The 17,646-nt window shown below is 75.6% G+C and carries 12 protein-coding genes; 4 read left to right on the top strand and 8 right to left on the bottom strand.

Annotated features, from left to right (window positions below):
* Window positions 1–28: 28 nt before the first annotated feature.
* Window positions 29–2,866: an ATP-binding protein gene (locus TK50_RS18335; RefSeq protein WP_043965338.1), complete on the bottom strand. Its 2,838-nt coding sequence runs from the start codon at window positions 2,864–2,866 to the stop codon at window positions 29–31.
* 214 nt (window positions 2,867–3,080) lie between these two features.
* Window positions 3,081–3,305, bottom strand: a complete 225-nt coding sequence (locus TK50_RS18330) for an FmdB family zinc ribbon protein (RefSeq protein ID WP_043965335.1) — start codon at window positions 3,303–3,305, stop codon at window positions 3,081–3,083.
* A gap of 56 nt (window positions 3,306–3,361) precedes the next feature.
* Between TK50_RS18330 and TK50_RS18325 the strand changes: the two genes are divergently transcribed.
* The 3 genes from TK50_RS18325 to TK50_RS18315 all read left to right on the top strand — a co-directional run bounded on the left by TK50_RS18325 (window position 3,362) and on the right by TK50_RS18315 (window position 9,177).
* A complete protein-coding gene (locus TK50_RS18325; protein ID WP_043965333.1) occupies window positions 3,362–4,705 on the top strand; it encodes a lytic transglycosylase domain-containing protein in 1,344 nt (447 codons plus the stop codon).
* Between the two features lie 89 nt (window positions 4,706–4,794).
* Window positions 4,795–5,805: a GNAT family N-acetyltransferase gene (locus tag TK50_RS18320; protein ID WP_043965331.1), complete on the top strand. Its 1,011-nt coding sequence runs from the start codon at window positions 4,795–4,797 to the stop codon at window positions 5,803–5,805.
* Between the two features lie 96 nt (window positions 5,806–5,901).
* On the top strand, window positions 5,902–9,177 hold the full coding sequence (locus TK50_RS18315) for a lamin tail domain-containing protein (RefSeq protein WP_043965329.1): 3,276 nt from the start codon (window positions 5,902–5,904) through the stop codon (window positions 9,175–9,177).
* Window positions 9,178–9,234: 57 nt separating this feature from the next.
* Here the strand turns inward: TK50_RS18315 and TK50_RS18310 are convergent, their stop codons facing one another.
* From TK50_RS18310 to TK50_RS18285, 6 genes are all read right to left on the bottom strand, one after another.
* Entirely contained in the window at window positions 9,235–9,858 is a 624-nt protein-coding gene (locus tag TK50_RS18310; RefSeq protein ID WP_144420325.1) for a helix-turn-helix domain-containing protein, read from the bottom strand.
* Window positions 9,859–10,195: 337 nt separating this feature from the next.
* The gene (gene hemB, locus TK50_RS18305) at window positions 10,196–11,179 is read right to left on the bottom strand and encodes a porphobilinogen synthase (RefSeq protein WP_043965327.1); all 984 of its coding nucleotides are present in this window, start codon (window positions 11,177–11,179) and stop codon (window positions 10,196–10,198) included.
* A gap of 41 nt (window positions 11,180–11,220) precedes the next feature.
* Window positions 11,221–12,801, bottom strand: a complete 1,581-nt coding sequence (locus TK50_RS18300; RefSeq protein ID WP_043965325.1) for a bifunctional uroporphyrinogen-III C-methyltransferase/uroporphyrinogen-III synthase — start codon at window positions 12,799–12,801, stop codon at window positions 11,221–11,223.
* On the bottom strand, window positions 12,798–13,766 hold the full coding sequence (gene hemC, locus TK50_RS18295) for a hydroxymethylbilane synthase (protein ID WP_043965323.1): 969 nt from the start codon (window positions 13,764–13,766) through the stop codon (window positions 12,798–12,800). Before hemC ends, TK50_RS18300 begins: the two co-directional genes overlap by 4 nt.
* Complete coding sequence (locus tag TK50_RS18290) at window positions 13,763–15,106, bottom strand: glutamyl-tRNA reductase (protein WP_043965320.1); 1,344 nt, start codon at window positions 15,104–15,106, stop codon at window positions 13,763–13,765. Before TK50_RS18290 ends, hemC begins: the two co-directional genes overlap by 4 nt.
* A complete protein-coding gene (locus tag TK50_RS18285) occupies window positions 15,103–15,876 on the bottom strand; it encodes a redox-sensing transcriptional repressor Rex (RefSeq protein ID WP_043965317.1) in 774 nt (257 codons plus the stop codon). The genes TK50_RS18290 and TK50_RS18285 overlap by 4 nt, the downstream gene beginning before the upstream one ends.
* Window positions 15,877–16,263: 387 nt before the next feature.
* On the opposite strand from TK50_RS18285, the gene TK50_RS18280 reads away from it, so the two are divergent.
* A complete protein-coding gene (locus TK50_RS18280; RefSeq protein ID WP_043965315.1) occupies window positions 16,264–17,559 on the top strand; it encodes a sensor histidine kinase in 1,296 nt (431 codons plus the stop codon).
* Window positions 17,560–17,646: the final 87 nt, after the last annotated feature.

The raw sequence follows: 17,646 nt of genomic DNA, 5'->3' as shown, positions 1-17,646 counted from the left end.
ACGCATTCCGCACAGCAGGGGACCCCTCCTAACTGCAGCCCTCGGCGGGGCGCGCCGGGGCAGGGGCGGGCGCGGGGGCAGGCGCCGGCATGCCGGTGGCCGCGAAGCGCGTCGAGTCCACCCCGAGGTCGGGGTGCTCCACCGCCAACGCCAGCGCCGCCGCCTCCTCCAGCCCCAGCTCGCTCCCCTGCGCGTACGCCTCGTCGAACGCCACGTCGCCCATCTCCCGGCGCAGCACGGCCTGCCGTTCCAGCCAGTACGCCCCGTAGATGCCCGGAGTCGACCGCAGGCTCTCCCGGGTCGCCTGCGCCGCGCCGAAGAGCCGGGCGGCGGTCAGCGGGTCGCCGCCGGCCGCGCAGCGCACCGCGATCGCGTTCAGCGTGTCGCAGGCCCGGCGGTGGAAGCCGTGGCTCATCCGCGAGCGCAACGCCACCAGCAGGTGCTCGTGCGCGGCCACCAGGTCGCCCCGGGCCAGCGCCACCATGCCGAGCAGCATGTCCACCGACCGGCGCCCCCGGTCCGCCGGGCGGGCCGCCTCGACCGGGCGGGCCGCGCCGAGCAGCTCCGCGGCCTCCGCCAGCGCGCCGCGCCGCCAGAGCAGCTCGGCGAGGCTGAGCACCGCGAACAGGGCGTCCCCCGCCACCTCCCGCTCGTGTGCCCAGGCGATGACCTCCCGGCAGGCCCGCTCGGCGTCGGCGAACTGCCCCATGTCGACCAGCGGGGCGGCCCGCCCGGCCAGCACCCGGGCCAGCAGGCCGGCGTCGCCGGCCCGGCGGGCCGCCGCCTCGGCCTGCTGCGAGTAGCGCAGCTCCTCCGCGAACTCGCCGTCCGCGCCGGCGTGCAGCGAGTGCATGTAGTACGCGGCGGCCAGCTCGGCGTCCGGCACGTGCTCCCCGGTCTCGGCCATCCGGCCGTAGAGCCGGAACAGCCAGAGGCGTCCCTCCCGGGCCAGCCCGCGCTCCCGCCACCACTGGTCCAGCCCACCGGCCAGGCACAGCCCGTTGCGGGCGCTGCCGCCGGTCGCGCACCAGCGCAGCGCGGCGCGCAGCTCGCCGGCGAGCGGGTCGAGGGCGTACAGGGAGAGGGTCGTCGGCCGGCCGTCCGGCCCGAGGTAGGCCCGCCGCAGCGCGCGCGTCGACCAGGCCAGGTGCCGGTCCCGGGCCGCCCGCTCCTCACCCGCCTGGGCCAGCCGCCGCGCCGCGTACGCCCGGATCGGGTCGAGCATCCGGTACGTGCTGCCCGACGCGTGCGGCTCGGCCAGGATCATCGACTTGTCCACCAGCACCGACAGCGGGTCGAGCGGGTCGTCGTCGAGCAGCCACTCCACCGTCGGCAGGTCCACCGGGCCGGCGAAGACCGCCAGCCAGCGCAGCAGCCGGGCCGCCCGGGGCCCGAGCGTCCGGTACGACCACGTGACGGTGGCCTGCATGGTGAGGTGCCGTTCGGCGGCCGACCGCTGCACGGCCCGGGTCGCCGGGGTGGGCGGTGCGTTGCCCCGGGACGCCGCCACCAGGTCGACGGTGTCCTGCTGGTTGCCCGTCCAGCCGGGCTCGTCCCGGGGCGGCTGGGGGGCGGCGTCCCGGCCGGCGTCGAGGGTCCCGAGCACGTCGTCGAGGCGCTCGGCGAGCTGCCCGACGGAGAGCACCCGCAGCCGGGCGGCGGCCAGCTCGATGGCGAGCGGCAGCCCGTCGAGCCGACGTACCACCCGCCGCAGGTCGGCCGACTCGACCGGGGCCGGCTCCCGGCCGCCCCGGGCCGCCGCCGTGCGGTCCAGCAGCAGCGCCACCGCGTCGCTCTCCGCACCGCCCGGCCGGGGCTCCACGGACAGCGGCGGGATCCGCCACACCACCTCGCCGGGCAGGCCGAACGACTCGCGGCTGGTGGCCAGCACCCGGACCCCGCCCCCGCCGGCGAGCAGCAGGGAGATCAGCTCGGCGCAGGCGGCCGGCTGGGCGTCGCAGGTGTCCAGCAGGATCAGCATCCGGCGGGCGGCGGCGTACTCGACGAGGGTGTCGACCATCCGGCGGCCGGGCTCCGGACGCAGCCCGAGCACGGCGGCCACCGCGAACGCCACCAGCCCGGGGTCGGTCACCGTGGCGATGTCGACGAACCAGACGCCGTCCGGATATTCCTCCACCATGCCGGCCGCCAGCTCGACGGCGAGCCGGGTCTTGCCGGCCCCGCCCGCCCCGAGCACGGTCACCAGCCGGTGCCCCGCCGTGAGCCGGCGCAGCGCGGCCCGCTCCGCCTCCCGGCCGACGAAGGAGGTGACCTGGGTCGGCAGGTTGTGCGCCACCGCGTCGGCGGTGCGCGGCCGGGGGAACTGCCGCTCCAGGCCGGGCGCGAGCAGCTGGAACAGCCGCTCCCGGTCGTCGAAGCCGCGCAGCCGGTGCAGGCCGAGGTCCAGCAGGGACGCGCCCGCCGGCAGCGGGGAGGCAAGCCGCGCGGTGGCCGCCGAGCAGAGCACCTGCCCGCCGTGGGCGGCGGCGGCGACCCGGGCGGCCCGGTGCACCTCGTGGCTGGCGTACTCGCCGTCGCGGGGCTCCGCCCAGCCGGTGTGCAGGCCCATCCGGACGCGGGGCGCGGCCTCCGGGGCCGGCCAGTCGTGCGCCGCGAGCGCGCGCTGCGCGGTGAGGCAGGCGGTGAGCGCGGCACCGGCGTCGGGGAACGCGATGAAGAACGAGTCGCCCTCGGTGAGCAGCTCCGCGCCGTCGGTGCGGGCCAACGTGTCCCGCAGCAGCCTGCGATGCTCCCGCAGCACCGGACGGTACCCGGGACCGAGCAGCTGGGCCAGGCGCGTCGAACCCTCGATGTCGGTGAACACGAAGGTCACCCATCCGCTCGGGAGGTGGACCACTGGCGACATGCGTCGAACCTCCGCCCCCGTGACGACGGGTACATGCTGCCCTATGGTCGTGCCGTCACGCATCGTGAGAACGGATGGGCGCAATCCGCCCCAAGGTGCCAAGCGGGGCCGGAAACGGCAGGACCCGGGCCGTTACGGCCCCGTCGGGCCAGGTCGGGCGGGCCTGGGCCGGGTGCGGCGGGCCGGCCCGGGGGCCAGGGGCGCTCGGGCGGGGTCAGCAGCCGCACCCGCCACCGCAGCAGCCGCCACCGCCGCCGGCGGAGGGGGCTGCTGCGGTGGCGGGTGCGCCGCCACGGCCGGTCACGGCCACGGTGGACAGGAGCTTGACGGTGTCTGCGTGCCCGCCCGGGCAGGACGCCGGCTCACCGGCCTGCGCCATCGGACGGTTGACCTCGAAGGTGTCGCCGCACGCGCGGCAGCGGAACTCGTACCGGGGCATGGCACCAGGGTACGACCGGGCCTGACTCCGGGCGGGACATGGGTGATACTCGACGGGTGGTGGACGGCGAGGACAGAGCGACGGTTCGGCCCCTGCGACCGGCCGCGCCGCCCGAGGGCCCGGGTGGTGTGCCGCCACGCGCCCGGGTGCCCCGCCCCCGCCGCCCCTGGCTGCGGGGCGAGTCGCCCGCCGACGCCCCGCCGCCGGCCGACGCCCCACCGACCGCCGACGCCCCGCCGCCGGCCGAACCGGAGCCGGCGAAGCCCGAACCGGTAAAGACGGAGCCGACCGAGCCGAAGGCGAAGGAACCGGCCGAGCCAGAGGCGAACGAGACGACCAAGCCGACGGCGAAGGAAACCACCGAGCCGACGGCGGAGAAGCCGGCCGAGGCGGAGGCGGAGAAGCCGGCCGAGCCCGGGGCGGCGAAGGCCGAACAGGGGGCGGCGAAGCCGACCGGGGTGGCCCGCCGGCGTCGGGTGCCGTTCGCCCACGCCGTACGCATGCCGCCGCCCCGGCAGGCGGCGGTCGCCGCCGCCCGCGCCACCCGGGCCTGGTCCCGCCGCCCGAGCGGCCGGCTCACCCTGCCCGGCCTGTTCCTGCTCGCGCTGGTCGCCGGCACGGCCGCCGCCGGGGCGCTGCTGGTGCCGGCGTCCGCGCCGAAGCCCCGCCCGGTGGCGGTGGACGGCACCGCCGGCACGCCGGGGGCCGGCACGGCGACGCCGCAGGGCGGGCTGCTGCCCGGCGGGTCGGCCACCCCGCTGCCGCCCGGCGCGACGGCGGTGCCCGGCGCGAGCGCGGGGCCGGTCGTGCCGGTGCCGAACGGCCGACCGGCGGACGCCCTCGCCGCGTGGGCCCAGCAGACCGGGGCGAAGGTCGGCATCTCGCCGGTGGCCATGCAGGCGTACGGGTACGCCGAGCTGGCGCTCGCCCAGACCACCCCGGGCTGCCGGCTGAGCTGGACCACCCTCGCCGCGATCGGGTACGTCGAGTCGAACCACGGCCAGGCGAACGGCGCGACCCTGGGCCCGGACGGGCAGGCGCTCCCGGAGATCATCGGCGACGCGCTCGACGGCAAGGGCGGGCGGCAGCGGATCACCGACACCGACCGGGGGCTGTACGACAAGGACACCGTCTACGACCGGGCGATCGGGCCGATGCAGTTCATCCCGACGACCTGGCAGGAGATCGGCGCGGACGCCGACAACGACGGGCGCAAGAACCCGCACGACCTGGACGACGCGGCCCTGGCCGCCGGCAACTACCTGTGCAAGGGTGGCCGGAACATGACGGTCCCGGGCGACTGGTGGGGGGCCATCCTGTCGTACAACGACGTGCGCCGCTACGCCCAGGACGTCTTCGACAAGGCCAACGAGTACGGGCTGGCCAGCCGCCGCCTGTGAGGTGATCGCCGGGCCCGCGGGAGAAACCGGGCGCGTCCAAGAACTGGACACTTCCGTCAAGCTGCCGTAAGCGGCAAGCTAGACGGGTGATGGTGCGCGAATGGGACCCCCGGACCGCGTCGCCCGCCGAGCTCGCGTCGCTGCTGGACACGCTGAACGCGGTGCTGGCGGCCGACCTCCCGCAGGACCCGCCGTGGCGGGGGACCCACCTGCGGGAATACCTCTCCGAGGTGATGCCCGGCGAGCGGCGGATCTCCTGGGTGGCCCAGGCCGACCCGGCCGCCGGTGGCGCGCCCGGCCCGATCCTCGGCCACGTCCACGTGCTGCTGCTCGGCGACATCGGCGTGCTGGAGGTGCTGGTGCATCCGTCGGTGCGCCGCACCGGCCTGGGCCGGGACCTCGCCCGGGTGGCCGCCCGCCGGGTCTACCAGGAGGGCTTCCAGTCGATCGGGGTCGAGGTCGTCGGCGGCACCCCGGCGGTGGCGTTCTACGAGGCGTTGGGCTTCTCCCGGGAGTACGTGGAGACCCGCAGCGTGCTCGACCTGTCCGGGGTGGACTGGTCGGCGCTGGCCGAGATGGCCACGGGAGTCGGCGCGGGATACCAGGTCCAGTTCTGCCCGGGCGGCCCGCCGGACGACCTCATCGAGGCGTACGCGCGGGCGAAGGCCGAGGTGCGCGACGTGGACGACGGCGAGCTGCGCCCCAGCTCGTACGACCCGCAGCGGCTGCGGGACAGCCTGGCCACGCTGCACCGGCGCGGCATGAAGCCGTACATCGTGCTCGCCACCCACGACCGCACCGGCGAGGTGGCCGGGCTGACCGAGGTGGTGGTGCCGGCGCAGCACCCCACCCGGGCCGACCAGTACGACACGATCGTGGTGCAGGAGCACCGGGGCTACGGCATCGACCGGGCGATCAAGGCGCGGATGCTGCTGGAGCTGCGCTCGGCCGAGCCCACCCTGACCGAGGTGCAGACCTGGAACGCCCAGGCCAACGAGGCGATGCTGAAGGTCAACGCCGAGCTGGGCTACCGACCGGACCGGGAGTGGTGCGAATACGGCGTGGACGTCGCCGAGCTGGTGCACCGCCTCGGCGGCTGAGTCGGCTATTCACCAAAGCGCCCCGTGGGGGATGGACGGCGGACAGCGCCGCCGCTTAACGTGCGTTCGTTCACGTCCACCCATCGTGGAGGCCCCATGCGCCCGCGCCGCAGAACTGCCGCGCTCGCGACCGCCGTAGCCGTCACCATCCCGGTCATCGGCGTCGCACCCACCGCGGCCAGCGCCGCGCCCACCGACCTGTTCATCTCGGAGTACGTCGAAGGCTCGTCCAACAACAAGGCGATCGAGCTGTACAACGGCACCGGTGCCCCCGTCGACCTCACCGCCGGTGGATACCAGCTCCTGCTCTACTTCAACGGCAACACCACGGCCACCACCCTGGCCCTCACCGGGACGGTGGCGGCGGGCGACACGTTCGTCTTCGCCGCCGCCTCGGCCGCGCCGGCGATCCTCGCCCAGGTCGACCAGACGACCACCGCCAGCCTGTTCAACGGCGACGACGCGATCGTGCTGCGCCGGGGCACCACCGTCGTCGACTCGATCGGCCAGGTCGGCGTCGACCCGGGCACCGAGTGGGGCAGCGGCCTGACCAGCACCGCCGACAACACGCTGCGGCGGCTGCCCACCGTCACCTCCGGCGACACCGACCCGTCGGACGCCTTCGACCCGGCCGCCCAGTGGGCCGGCTTCGCCACCGACACGTTCGACGGGCTGGGCGCGCACACCGTCGACGGCGGCGGCCCCGTCGACCAGCCCGCCACCGTCACCTGCGGCGGGGCGCTGACCACGTCCGCCGGCACCGCCGCCAGCCGCGAGGTCACCGCCACCGACCCGGACGACACGATCGTCGACCTGGCGGTCACCTCGGTCGCGCCGGCCCCGGCCACGGGCACGATCAGCCGCACCGGGTTCACCCCGGCCGACGCCGTCGGCGGCACCGCCCGCGCCACGGTCGCCACCAGCGCCGACCTGGCCGCCGGGGCGTACACCGTGACCATGACCGCGACCGACGCGGACGGTGCCACCGCCACCTGCGCGCTGGCCGTGACCGTGACCCGGGAGCTGACCGTCGGGGAGGTGCAGGGCCCGACCACCGACGCCGAGTCCGGCCCGGCCGACCGGTCGCCGCTCGCGCCGGCCTCGGGCAACGGCACGAGCAGCACGCTGTACGACGTGCGCGGCGTGATCACCCAGCGCACCCTGGCCCGGACCTCGGCCGGGGCCGACCAGTACGGCTTCTTCCTGCAGAGCCGCGCCGACGACACCGACGGCGACCCGAACTCCTCGGACGGCATCTTCGTCTTCATGGGCGCGTTCACGTCGCTGATCGGCGGCTACGTGCCGACGGTGGGCGACGAGGTGGTGCTGCGGGCCCGGGTGTCCGAGTACTACAACATGACCCAGCTCTCCGGGGCCTCCCTGGTGCGCAAGGTCGCCTCCGGGCTCGACGTGAACGCCGTCGTCGCCGTCGACGACGCGGTGCCCCCGGCCGACCTGGCCGCCGCGCAGCGGTTCTGGGAGCGGCACGAGGGCGCGCGGGTGCGGGTCCGGGCCGGCAGCGGCGCGGTGAGCGGCCGGGACGTGTTCGCGTCCACGGCCGACTCGGAGGTGTGGGTGGTCGACCGGGACGACCCGCTGCTGGGCCGCGCCGACGCGTACGCCCGCCGGGTGTTCCGCGACGCGCACCCGCTGGACAACGACGCGACCCGCCGCTTCGACGACGGCAACGGCCAGCGGATCATGCTGGGCACCATGGGCGTCAAGGCCACCGCCGGGGACAACGCCGCGCTGCTGCCGCCGGCCCGGACCTTCGACACCCTCACCGAGGACGCGTACGGCGCGCTCTACTTCTCGTTCGAGAAGTACGGCGTCCAGGTCGAGCGGGCCGCCTTCGCGGCCGGGGCCGACCCGTCGAAGAACAACCCGCCGCAGCCGGCCGACCGGTCGCGGGAGATCGCGGTCGCCACGTACAACGTGGAGAACCTGTACGACTACCGGGACGACCCGTTCGACGGCTGCGACTTCACCGGCAACGCCGGCTGCACCGGGGTCAGCCCGCCGTTCGACTACGTGCCGGCCAGCGAGGCCGACTACCGGGAGCACCTGACCGCGCTCGCCGACCAGATCCGCACCGACCTGCACGCGCCGGACCTGATCCTGGTGCAGGAGGCCGAGGACCAGGACATCTGCTCCGTCTCCGGCGGCGCGCTGGTGTGCGGCGACACGAACGACGCCGACGGCGCGCCGGACACCCTCCAGGAGCTGGCGCTGGCCGTGGCCGCCGCGGGCGGGCCCGCGTACGCCGCCGCGTACGACCGGACCGGCGCGGACGCGCGGGGCATCACCGCCGGGTTCCTGTACCGCACCGACCGGCTGTCGCTGCCCGAGGCGACCGCCGCCGACCCGCTGCTCGGCTCCGCGCCGACGGTGCCGTACCGGTCGGCGGGGCTGCCGTCCAACGCGGACGTGCAGAACCCGAAGGCGCTCAACGCGGTGCTGCCGGCCGACACCGACACCTCCACCGGCAAGGACGGCAACAACGTCTACACGCGGGCCCCGCAGCTCGGCAGGTTCTGGGTCAAGGCGGCCCCGGGCTCGTCCGAGGGCTACCACCTGTGGGCGCTGAGCAACCACTTCTCGTCCGGGCCGGACAGCCGGGTCGGCCAGCGCACCGAGCAGGCCCGCTACGGTGCCGCGCTGGTCACCGCGATCCACAACGCGGACCCGAACTCCCGGGTGGTGTACGGCGGGGACCTGAACGTCTTCCCCCGCCCCGACGACCCGATCGCCACCGGGGCCGACCCGACCCCGTCGGACCAGCTCGCCGCGCTCTACGACGCGGGCCTGCACAGCCTGTGGGACGACCTGGTCGCCGAGGTGCCCTCGTCGGCGTACTCGTACAGCTTCCAGGGGCAGGCGCAGACGCTGGACCACCTGTTCGTCAACGACGCGCTGCGCGACGACCTGGTGCAGGTGCGGGCGGCGCACGTCAACGCCGACTGGCCGGCGGAGTTCACCGGGGACGGTTCGCGCGGCTCCAGCGACCACGACCCGCAGGTGGCCCGGTTCCGCTCCCGCGCGTCGCTGAGCGTCGCCGACGCCACGGTGGCCGAGGGCGACAAGGGCACCCGCCCGCTCGCCTTCGCCGTCACCGTGTCCCGGCCGCTGTCCCAGCCGGCCCTGATCTGCGCCGCCACCTACGGCACCACGGCGCAGGCCGGGTCGGACTACGAGCCGTACGTCGGTTGCAAGGTCCTCGCGGCCGGGCAGACCTCGCTGACCTTCGCGGTCACCGTGCGCGGTGACCGCAAGCGCGAGGCCGACGAGAAGGTGAACCTGCTCGTGGCCGGCGTGCCCGGCCTGCACCTGGCCGACCCGCTGGCCGTCGGCACCATCGCCAACGACGACTGACCCGCACGGCGGCCACACGGCGGCCCGTCGCCCGGCTCCTGGCCGGGCGGCGGGCCGTCAGCCGTACGGGGGGACGGCGCGCGGCGGTGGCGGCACGTGCCGGAGCTTCGCGACCCGGACCTCCCACCGGCTGCGGCGACGCATCGCGTCCCGGTAGGCGCGGTTGCGGTAGAAGGTCTCCGGCGGGCGGGCCAGCCCGTAGACGTCGGCCCACCACTCCCCCGGCTCGGGGTCGAGAATGGTGTCCAGGTGCGACGGGTAGCGGCGATCGGCCCCGTCGCGGGCGTCGTCGCGGTCGCGCATCGGCTGCAGCACCCGGCCGAACTCGTCCACCACTGCCAGCCGGAAGCCCGCCACCGCGAGGAGCCGGCGCAGCATCGCGATGCTGGGGGTCAGCGCGCCGGCCTCGATCCGCCCGATCGTGGACGGGTGCACCCCGGCGTGGGCGGCCAGCTCGCGTTGGCTGGCGTCGGCCCGCCGCCGCACGGCCCGGATGATGCCGGCCGCCGGCCACGGGATGTCGAACGGCTCGGTCAGCATCGCCGACGGCTCGTCGCCGGCTGTGGACTCGCCGCCTGCCGGATCGGCGTCCGTGGCCTCGCCGGCTGTCGGGTCGCCGGACTCGGCGTCGTCGCCTCCGGGGGCGTCGTCCGGCTGCGGTGGCGCGGTGTGGGCTGCCATGGGTTCACGTTCCCCGGCCGCGCGGACCGGTCGCAACCCCGCCCCACGCGACTGTGGATAACCGGGCGTCTGGCGGTAACCCAGCCGTCCGCGGCGGCTGCGGATGTGGCTGGGGCTGGGGACCGGCGCAAGGGCCGGGGCCGATCGCGGCGCGGGCAACCACTCCCCCGGCCCCTTTGCTCTGCACCCGCCGACGCAGCAGTCACCCTAGGTGAGCGTTGCGCCCGTGGGTGCAGAGCAAAGGAGGCGGAAAAGAGGGTTGGGGTCCGGCGCGAAGGGCACACAAAAGGGACAGCGGGGAGCGGAGGGGAGACGAGGGCGCGTAGCCCAGATGCGCTCAGTAACGCTCGCGGAGCAGGCGGGCGGCCTCGACCGCCCAGTAGGTGAGGATGATCTGCGCCCCGGCGCGCCGGATCGAGGTCAGCGTCTCCAGCATGACCCGCTCCCGGTCGATCCAGCCGTTCGCGGCGGCCGCCTCGACCATCGCGTACTCGCCGGAGACCTGGTAGGCGGCGACCGGGACGTCGACCGCCGCGCGCACCGCCGCCACCACGTCGAGGTAGGGCAGGGCCGGCTTGACCATCACGATGTCGGCGCCCTCGGCGACGTCGAGCGCGACCTCGCGCAGGGACTCCCGCAGGTTCGCCGGGTCCTGCTGGTAGGTGCGCCGGTCCCCGTCGAGGCACGACTCCACCGCGTCCCGGAAGGGGCCGTAGAAGGCAGAGGCGTACTTCGCCGCGTACGCGAGCACCGCCACGTCGGTGTGACCGGCGGCGTCCAGGGCCCGGCGGACCACGCCCACCTGCCCGTCCATCATCCCGGACGGGCCGACCACCCCGACCCCCGCGGCGGCCTGGGCGACCGCCATCTCGGCGTACGCGGCGAGGGTGGCGTCGTTGTCCACCTCGCCGTCGGGGGTGAGCAGGCCGCAGTGCCCGTGCGAGGTGAACTCGTCCAGGCACAGGTCGCTCATCACCACGGTCGCGTCGCCCACCTCGGCGACCACGTCGGCGATGGCGACGTTGAGGATGCCGCCCGGGTCGATGCCGCCGGAGCCGGTCGGGTCGCGCCGCTCGGGCACCCCGAAGAGCATGATCCCGCCCACGCCGGCCTGCACCGCCTCGGCGGCGGCCTTGCGCAGCGAGTCCCGGGAGTGCTGGAGCACCCCCGGGAGCGACGCGATCTGCCGCGGCTCGGTCAGCCCCTCCTTGACGAACATCGGCACGACCAGCTCGGCCGGGTCGACGCGGGTCTCGGAGACCAGCCGCCGCACGGCCGCGTTGCGGCGCAGCCGGCGGGGCCGGATCTCGGGGTACGGCATGAGGGGCCTCCCTGTGCGAGCTGGCTGTGCAGCCGGTGCGGCTAGCGGAACCGCAGGGCGGTCGGCCCCTGCACCTTCGAGCCCCGGCGCTGCTTGGCCGGCATGGCGGCCAGCTTCTCGCGCAGCTCGACGGCGTAGGCGGCGAGCGCCTCCACGAGGTCGGGCACCGAGGCGTGCTGAGGCTGGACGTCGACCCGCAGGCCGAACTCCGTCGCGGTCTCCGCCGTCTTGGGCCCGATGACCGCAACAACGGTACGCGCGTGCGGCTTCCCGGCGATGCCGACCAGGTTCCGGACCGTGGAGGACGAGGTGAACAGCACCGCGTCGAACCCGCCCGACTTGATCGCGTCCCGGATCTCGGCGGGCGGCGGGGCGGCCCGGACCGTGCGGTACGCGGTCACGTCGTCGACCTCCCAGCCGCGCTCGGTGAGCCCGGCGGCGAGGGTCTCGGTGGCGATGTCGGCGCGCGGCAGCAGCACCCGGCCCACCGGGTCGAGGATCTCGTCGTGCGGCGAGAACTCGGCGAGCAGCCCCTCGGAGGACTGCTCCCCGGCGGGGACCAGCTCCGGCTGGATGCCGAACGCGCGCACCGCGTCGGCGGTGGCCTCGCCGATACAGGCGATCTTGACGCCGCCGAAGTGCCGGGCGTCCAGGCCGTGCTCGGCGAACTTCTCCCACACCGCGCGGACGGCGTTGACCGAGGTGAAGACCACCCAGGCGTACCGGCCGTCGACCAGGCCCTTGACCGCCCGCTCCATCTGGGCGGGGGTACGCGGCGGCTCGACCGCGATGGTCGGCACCTCGCACGGGATCGCCCCGTACGCGCGCAGCCGGGCGCTCATCACCCCGGCCTGCTCCTTGGTACGCGGGACGAGCACCTTCCAGCCGTACAGCGGGCGGTTCTCCCACCAGCTCATCTTGTCGCGCTGGCCGACGCCCTCGCCGACGGTGAGCACGACCCGGCCGGTGAAGCCGAGCGCCGCCGCCACGAACGAGTCCACGGTCGACGTGGTCGTGTACTGGGTCTCCCCGGTGCCGTCGCCGGTCACCCCGACGCCGGTGGCGCCGTCGACCCCGGCGGCGTGCAGGCCGTCGCGGATCGCGGCCAGGTCACCGGCGTCCACGGCGAGCGCCAGCGAGCCCCGGCCGACGGCGGCGGCGAGCGCGTCGAAGTCCAGCGTGGTGACGTCCTCGACGTCGGCGGCGGTGCGTACGCCCGGCAGCGGCACGCCCGCGTAGGTGGCGACGCCCTCGGCCTGCCCGACGCCCGGCACCACCTCGAAGTGCGCGGCGGTCCGGGCGACCGCCTGCACCTCCTTGACCACGGAGTCGTGGCCGAACGGGTCACCGGCGACCAGGTGCACGGCGTTCAGGCCGGACCTCGCGGCCGAGATCAGCACCTTCGCCACGTCACCCGGCACGCCCTCCGCCGGGGAGAACTGGGCATCGGACTTGGCCTGGGCGCGCACGGCGTCGAGCAGCGACTCGGGGACTCCCCGGTCGTATACCACCTGGTCGGCGTCGACCAGGGCGTCGTGCGCCCGGCGGGTCAGCAGGCCCGGGTCGCCGGGGCCGGCCCCGACGAACGCGATACGGCCGACGGGCTTACGGGTGCGGGTCATTCTGTGCTCCCAAATTGCTGGGTCCCCGGACCGGCGTTTCCTTCGTGGCCGAGGATCGAGTCGGCGCCGAGTTCGAGGAGTTCGGCGGCGAGTGCCTTGCCGATCTCCGCCGCGTCGGCGGGCGTTCCGGTGCGGGACAGCCGGAGGTCTCGCGTGCCGTCCGGGCTGATCACCGCCCCGCGCAGGTAGATCTCATCGCCGGCGTCGCCTTCGGCGAGTTCCGCATAGGCGGCGACGGGTGCGCTGCACCCGGCCTCCAGGGTGGCCAGCAGCGCCCGTTCCGCGGTGACCGCGGCCCGGGACGGTGCGTGGTCGAGCACCGCGAGCAGCTCGACCAGGTCGGTGTCGTCGGCCCGGCACTCCACGGCCAGCGCGCCCTGGGCGGGCGCGGGCAGCATGAGCATCGGGTCGAGCGTCTCGGTGATCACGTCGGTGCGACCGATCCGGGCGAGGCCGGCCCGGGCCAGGACCACGGCGTCGAGGTCGGCGTCCGGGCCGAGGACCCGCGCCAGGCGGGTGTCGATGTTGCCACGGATCGGGGTGACCTCCAGCTGCAGCCCGAGCGCGTGCAGCTGGGCGATGCGGCGCAGCGCGCCCGTGCCGACCACGGCGCCGGGCGGCAGCTCGGCGAGGGTAAGCCCGCCCTTGGCGACCAGCGCGTCGCGCGGATCCTGGCGGGGCGGCACCGCCGCGACGTGCAGCCCGGGGGCCGCCGCGGTGGGCAGGTCCTTGTAGGAGTGCACCGCGAGGTCGATGGTGCGGGCGGTCAGGGCGTCGCGCAGCGCGGAGACGAAGACGCCGACGCCGAGCCGGTGCACGGGGGCGGACGAGCGGTCGCCGGCGGTGACCACCTCGACGAGTTCGACCTCGCGGCCGGTCGCCTCGGTGAGCGCCGCGGCGACGTGGCCGGACTGGGCCATCGCCAGCGTGCTGCCCCGGGTGCCGAGGCGCAGGGGGGCGGTCATCTCTCGCCTCCGGGGTACGGGGTGGGGTCGGTGTCGACCACGTCGGGGACGGTGTCGACCGGGGACGTCTGCGGGACCTGGAGGTCGAACAGCTCGCGCAGCAGCGCCGCGTACTGGTCGCCGCCGGGCTCGGCGGCGAGCTGGCGGACCCGCACGGTGGGCTGGTGCAGCAGCCGCTGCACGACCCGGTGCACGGTGCGGGCCACCTCGGCGCGCTGGTCGTCGCTGAGGTCGGGGCGGCGCTGGGCCAGCCGGCGCAGCTCGGTGGCGACCACGTCCTCGGCCCGGCCGCGCAGGGCGGCCACGGTCGGGGCCACGTCGGCGCCGCGCAGCCAGGTGAGGAAGGACTCCACCTCGGCGGTGACGATCCGTTCGACGGCGGCGGCCTCGGCGGCGGCGGGACCGCCGGCCAGGACGGCCGCCATCCGGTCGATGTCGATCACCTCGACGCCGGGCAGCCCGGCCACGCCGGGCTCGACGTCGCGGGGCACGGCGAGGTCGAGCAGCACGAGCGGGCCCCGGTCGGGGTCGCGGTCGGCGAGCGCCCGGGTGACCACCTCGCGGGTGAGGACCGGTTCAGTGGCCGCGGTGGCGGCCACTACGATGTCCACTGTGGAGAGCACGTCGGTCAGCCCGGCCATCGGCGCGGCGCTGGCCCCGTACGACTCGGCCAGCCGCACGGCCCGGTCGGCCCCCCGGTTGGTCACGGTGAGCGGCCCCGCGCCGAGCCGGGAGAGCGTCGCCACGCCCAGCGCGCCCATCGCGCCGGCGCCCACCACGAGGGCCGGGCGGCCGGCGAGCGCGCCGTCCAGGTGGCCGGCGGCCAGGTCGAGCGCGGCGCTGACCACGCTCTGGCCGGCCCGGTCGATCCCGGTCTCGGCGTGCGCGCGCTTGCCCACCCGCAGCGCCTGCTGCATCAGCTCGTGCAGCAGCCGGCCGGCGGAGTCGGCGCCGCTGGCCCAGTGGTACGCGTCGCGGAGCTGGCCGAGGATCTGCGCCTCGCCGACGACCATCGAGTCCAGCCCGGCGGCGACCCGGAAGACGTGGTCGACGGCGGCGGCGTCGTAGTGCACGTAGAGGTGGTTGGCCAGGCTCGCGGGCAGGGTGCCGGCCTGCTCGGCGAGGACGGCGCAGATGTCGCCGAGGCCGCCGTGGAAACCGGACACGGCGGCGTAGACCTCCACCCGGTTGCAGGTGGAGACCAGCACCGCCTCGCTCACGTACGGCTGGGCGAGCAGGTGGTCCAGGGTGCGGGTGAGGTCGGCCGGGCCGACCGCCAGCTGTTCCAGGGTGGCGACGGGAGCGGTGCGGTAGGACGCGCCGACGACGAGCAGTTTCACGTGCCGATCGCCTCCTGGGGGTCGGTGGCCGCGAGCCCGCCCGGCAGGGCCGTGAGGGCGGTGCCGCCGGTGGCGGGCAGCGCGGTCAGCGACGCCTTGCGGTGCTCGTGGAAGGACAGGATCTGCAGCTCGATGGCGAGGTCGACCTTGCGCACGTCGACCCCGTCCGGGACCGAGAGTACGCACGGCGCGAAGTTGAGGATGCTCGTCACGCCGACGGCGACGAGCTGGTCGGCGACCGCCTGGGCGGCCCGGGCCGGGGTGGCGATCACGCCGATCGCGATCGGCTCCTCGGCGGCGATGCGGGGCAGCTCGTCGACGTGCCGCACGACCAGGCCGTTGATCTCCTCGCCGACCCGCCCCGGGTCGGCGTCCAGCAGGGCGGCGATGCGGAAGCCGCGGCTGGCGAAGCCGTCGTAGCCGGCGAGGGCGTGACCGAGATTACCCACCCCGACCAGGGCGACGGCCCGCCGCTGGGTGAGCCCGAGCACGAACTCGATCTGCTCGACCAGCAGGGCGACGTCGTAGCCGACCCCGCGGGTGCCGTAGGAGCCGAGGTGGGACAGGTCCTTGCGGAGCTTGGCGGAGTTGACCCCGGCGGCGCTGGCCAGGCCCTCGCTGGAGACGGTCTCGTGACCGGACTCGGCGAGGTTGTGCAGGGCGCGAAGGTATTCGGGCAGCCGCGCGACGGTCGCCTCGGGCAGGTCCGGGAGCGCCGGTACGGCACCGGCGCGGCCGGACGCGCCAGGGTGACGGTGCTGCTGACTCATGAGACTCCGTGCGGTGCGATCCTCGGCCGGCTTCAGCGGCCTGCCGTATCGGGACTCCCGCTGGCGACCGAGATTGCCGGCTGTGCTAGCAGGACGCGTCGGAACTACAGAGTAGGCGCTTGTGAAGACACGCACAAATCGCGATCTTGAAGACCGGCGACCCGCCTCCACCTGCCCCTCCACCCCCCAAGATCGATCCGGCGCCTCGCGTGGCCCGCGCCGATTATTGCTCATTCCCGACTTCCGTCACCAATCGCGCGAGCGCCGCGCCCGCCGCCGCCCCGTCCCGCCCAGCGGCGCGCCCGGCCGACGGTAGGGCTGGCACCACCAGCAAGAGGACGGCCGACGGGATTCCGACGGCGGGGCCGGCGTCCCTAGCCTCGAACCATGACCACCGCCACCACGGCCGAACCGGCCGCCCTCCCGCCCAGCGTCCCCCGCCGACTCCTGCGCGACTCCGGGTACGTGCTGCTCGGCTTCCCGCTCGCCGTGGCCGGCTTCGTGGTCCTGGTGGCGGGGCTGGCGCTGGGCGTGGGACTGGTGGTGACCGTGATCGGCCTGCCCGTCCTCGCCGCCACCCTCTACGCCGCCCGGGGCTTCGCCGACGTGGAGCGGCTGCGGCTGACCGCCGTGCTCGGGCAGGACCGGGTGCGGCCCGAGTACCGCCGGGCCGAGGCGGGGGCCGGCGCCTGGCGGCGGATCCTCGTACCCATCGGGGACGTGCAGTCCTGGCTCGACCTGACCCACGGCATCCTCAACCTGGTCGTGGCCCTCGTCACCTTCGTGGTGACCGTCACCTGGTGGGCCGCCGCGCTCGTCGGCACGCTCTACTCGGTCTACGACTGGGCGCTGCCGCACCCGCCCGACGACCAGCCCCTCAGCGAGCTGCTCGGCCTGGGCGAATCGGCCGCCGCCCGGATCGGGGTCAACACCGCCGCCGGGCTGTTCTTCCTGGTCACCCTGCCGCTCGTGGTCCGGGGGTGCGCGCGCCTGAAGGCCGGCTTCGCCCGCGCCCTGCTCACCGGGGTGGCCGAGATGCGCAGCCGGATCACCGTCCTGGAGGAGCGGCGGCGGGCGGCCGCCTCCGCCGAGGCCACCGCGCTGCGGCGGCTGGAACGCGACATCCACGACGGCCCCCAGCAGCGCCTCGTCCGGCTCGCCATGGACCTCAGCCGGGCCCGGCACCAGCTCGCCGACGACCCGGAGGCCGCCGGCAGGACCCTCGACGAGGCCGTCGCCCAGACCCGGGACACCCTCGCCGAGCTGCGCGCCCTGTCCCGGGGCATCGCCCCGCCGATCCTGGTCGACCGGGGTCTGCCCAGCGCCCTGGCCGCCCTCGCCGGACGCGGCCTGATCCCGATCGAACTACGGCTCGACCCCAGGCTGGACGCCCCGGGCGGGCGACTCGACCCGGCCGTGGAGAGCACCGCCTACTTCGTGGTCGCCGAGGCGCTGACCAACGTGGCCAAGCACAGCGGGGCGACGGAGTGCCGGGTCGAGGTCACCCGCGCCGACGACCGGCTGGTGGTCGCCGTCGCCGACGACGGCCACGGCGGCGCGCACCTGGCCAAGGGGCACGGCCTGACGGGGATCGCCGACCGGGTGCGCGCGGCGGGCGGCCGGCTCGACGTGCTCAGCCCGGCCGGCGGGCCCACCGAGGTCCGCGCGGACCTCCCGCTGTGACGACGGCGACCCCGGCGGCCACCGGCGACGGCCCCGCAGGCGCTCCCCGCGACACCCCCGACAGCGCCGCAGGCGCTCCCGGCGACG

This window comes from Micromonospora haikouensis, from assembly GCF_000876225.1.
In the GTDB taxonomy this organism is placed as follows: domain Bacteria; phylum Actinomycetota; class Actinomycetes; order Mycobacteriales; family Micromonosporaceae; genus Micromonospora; species Micromonospora haikouensis.
Note: the sequence above shows the minus strand (reverse complement) of the source record. Positions and strands in the feature narration are given on the sequence as shown.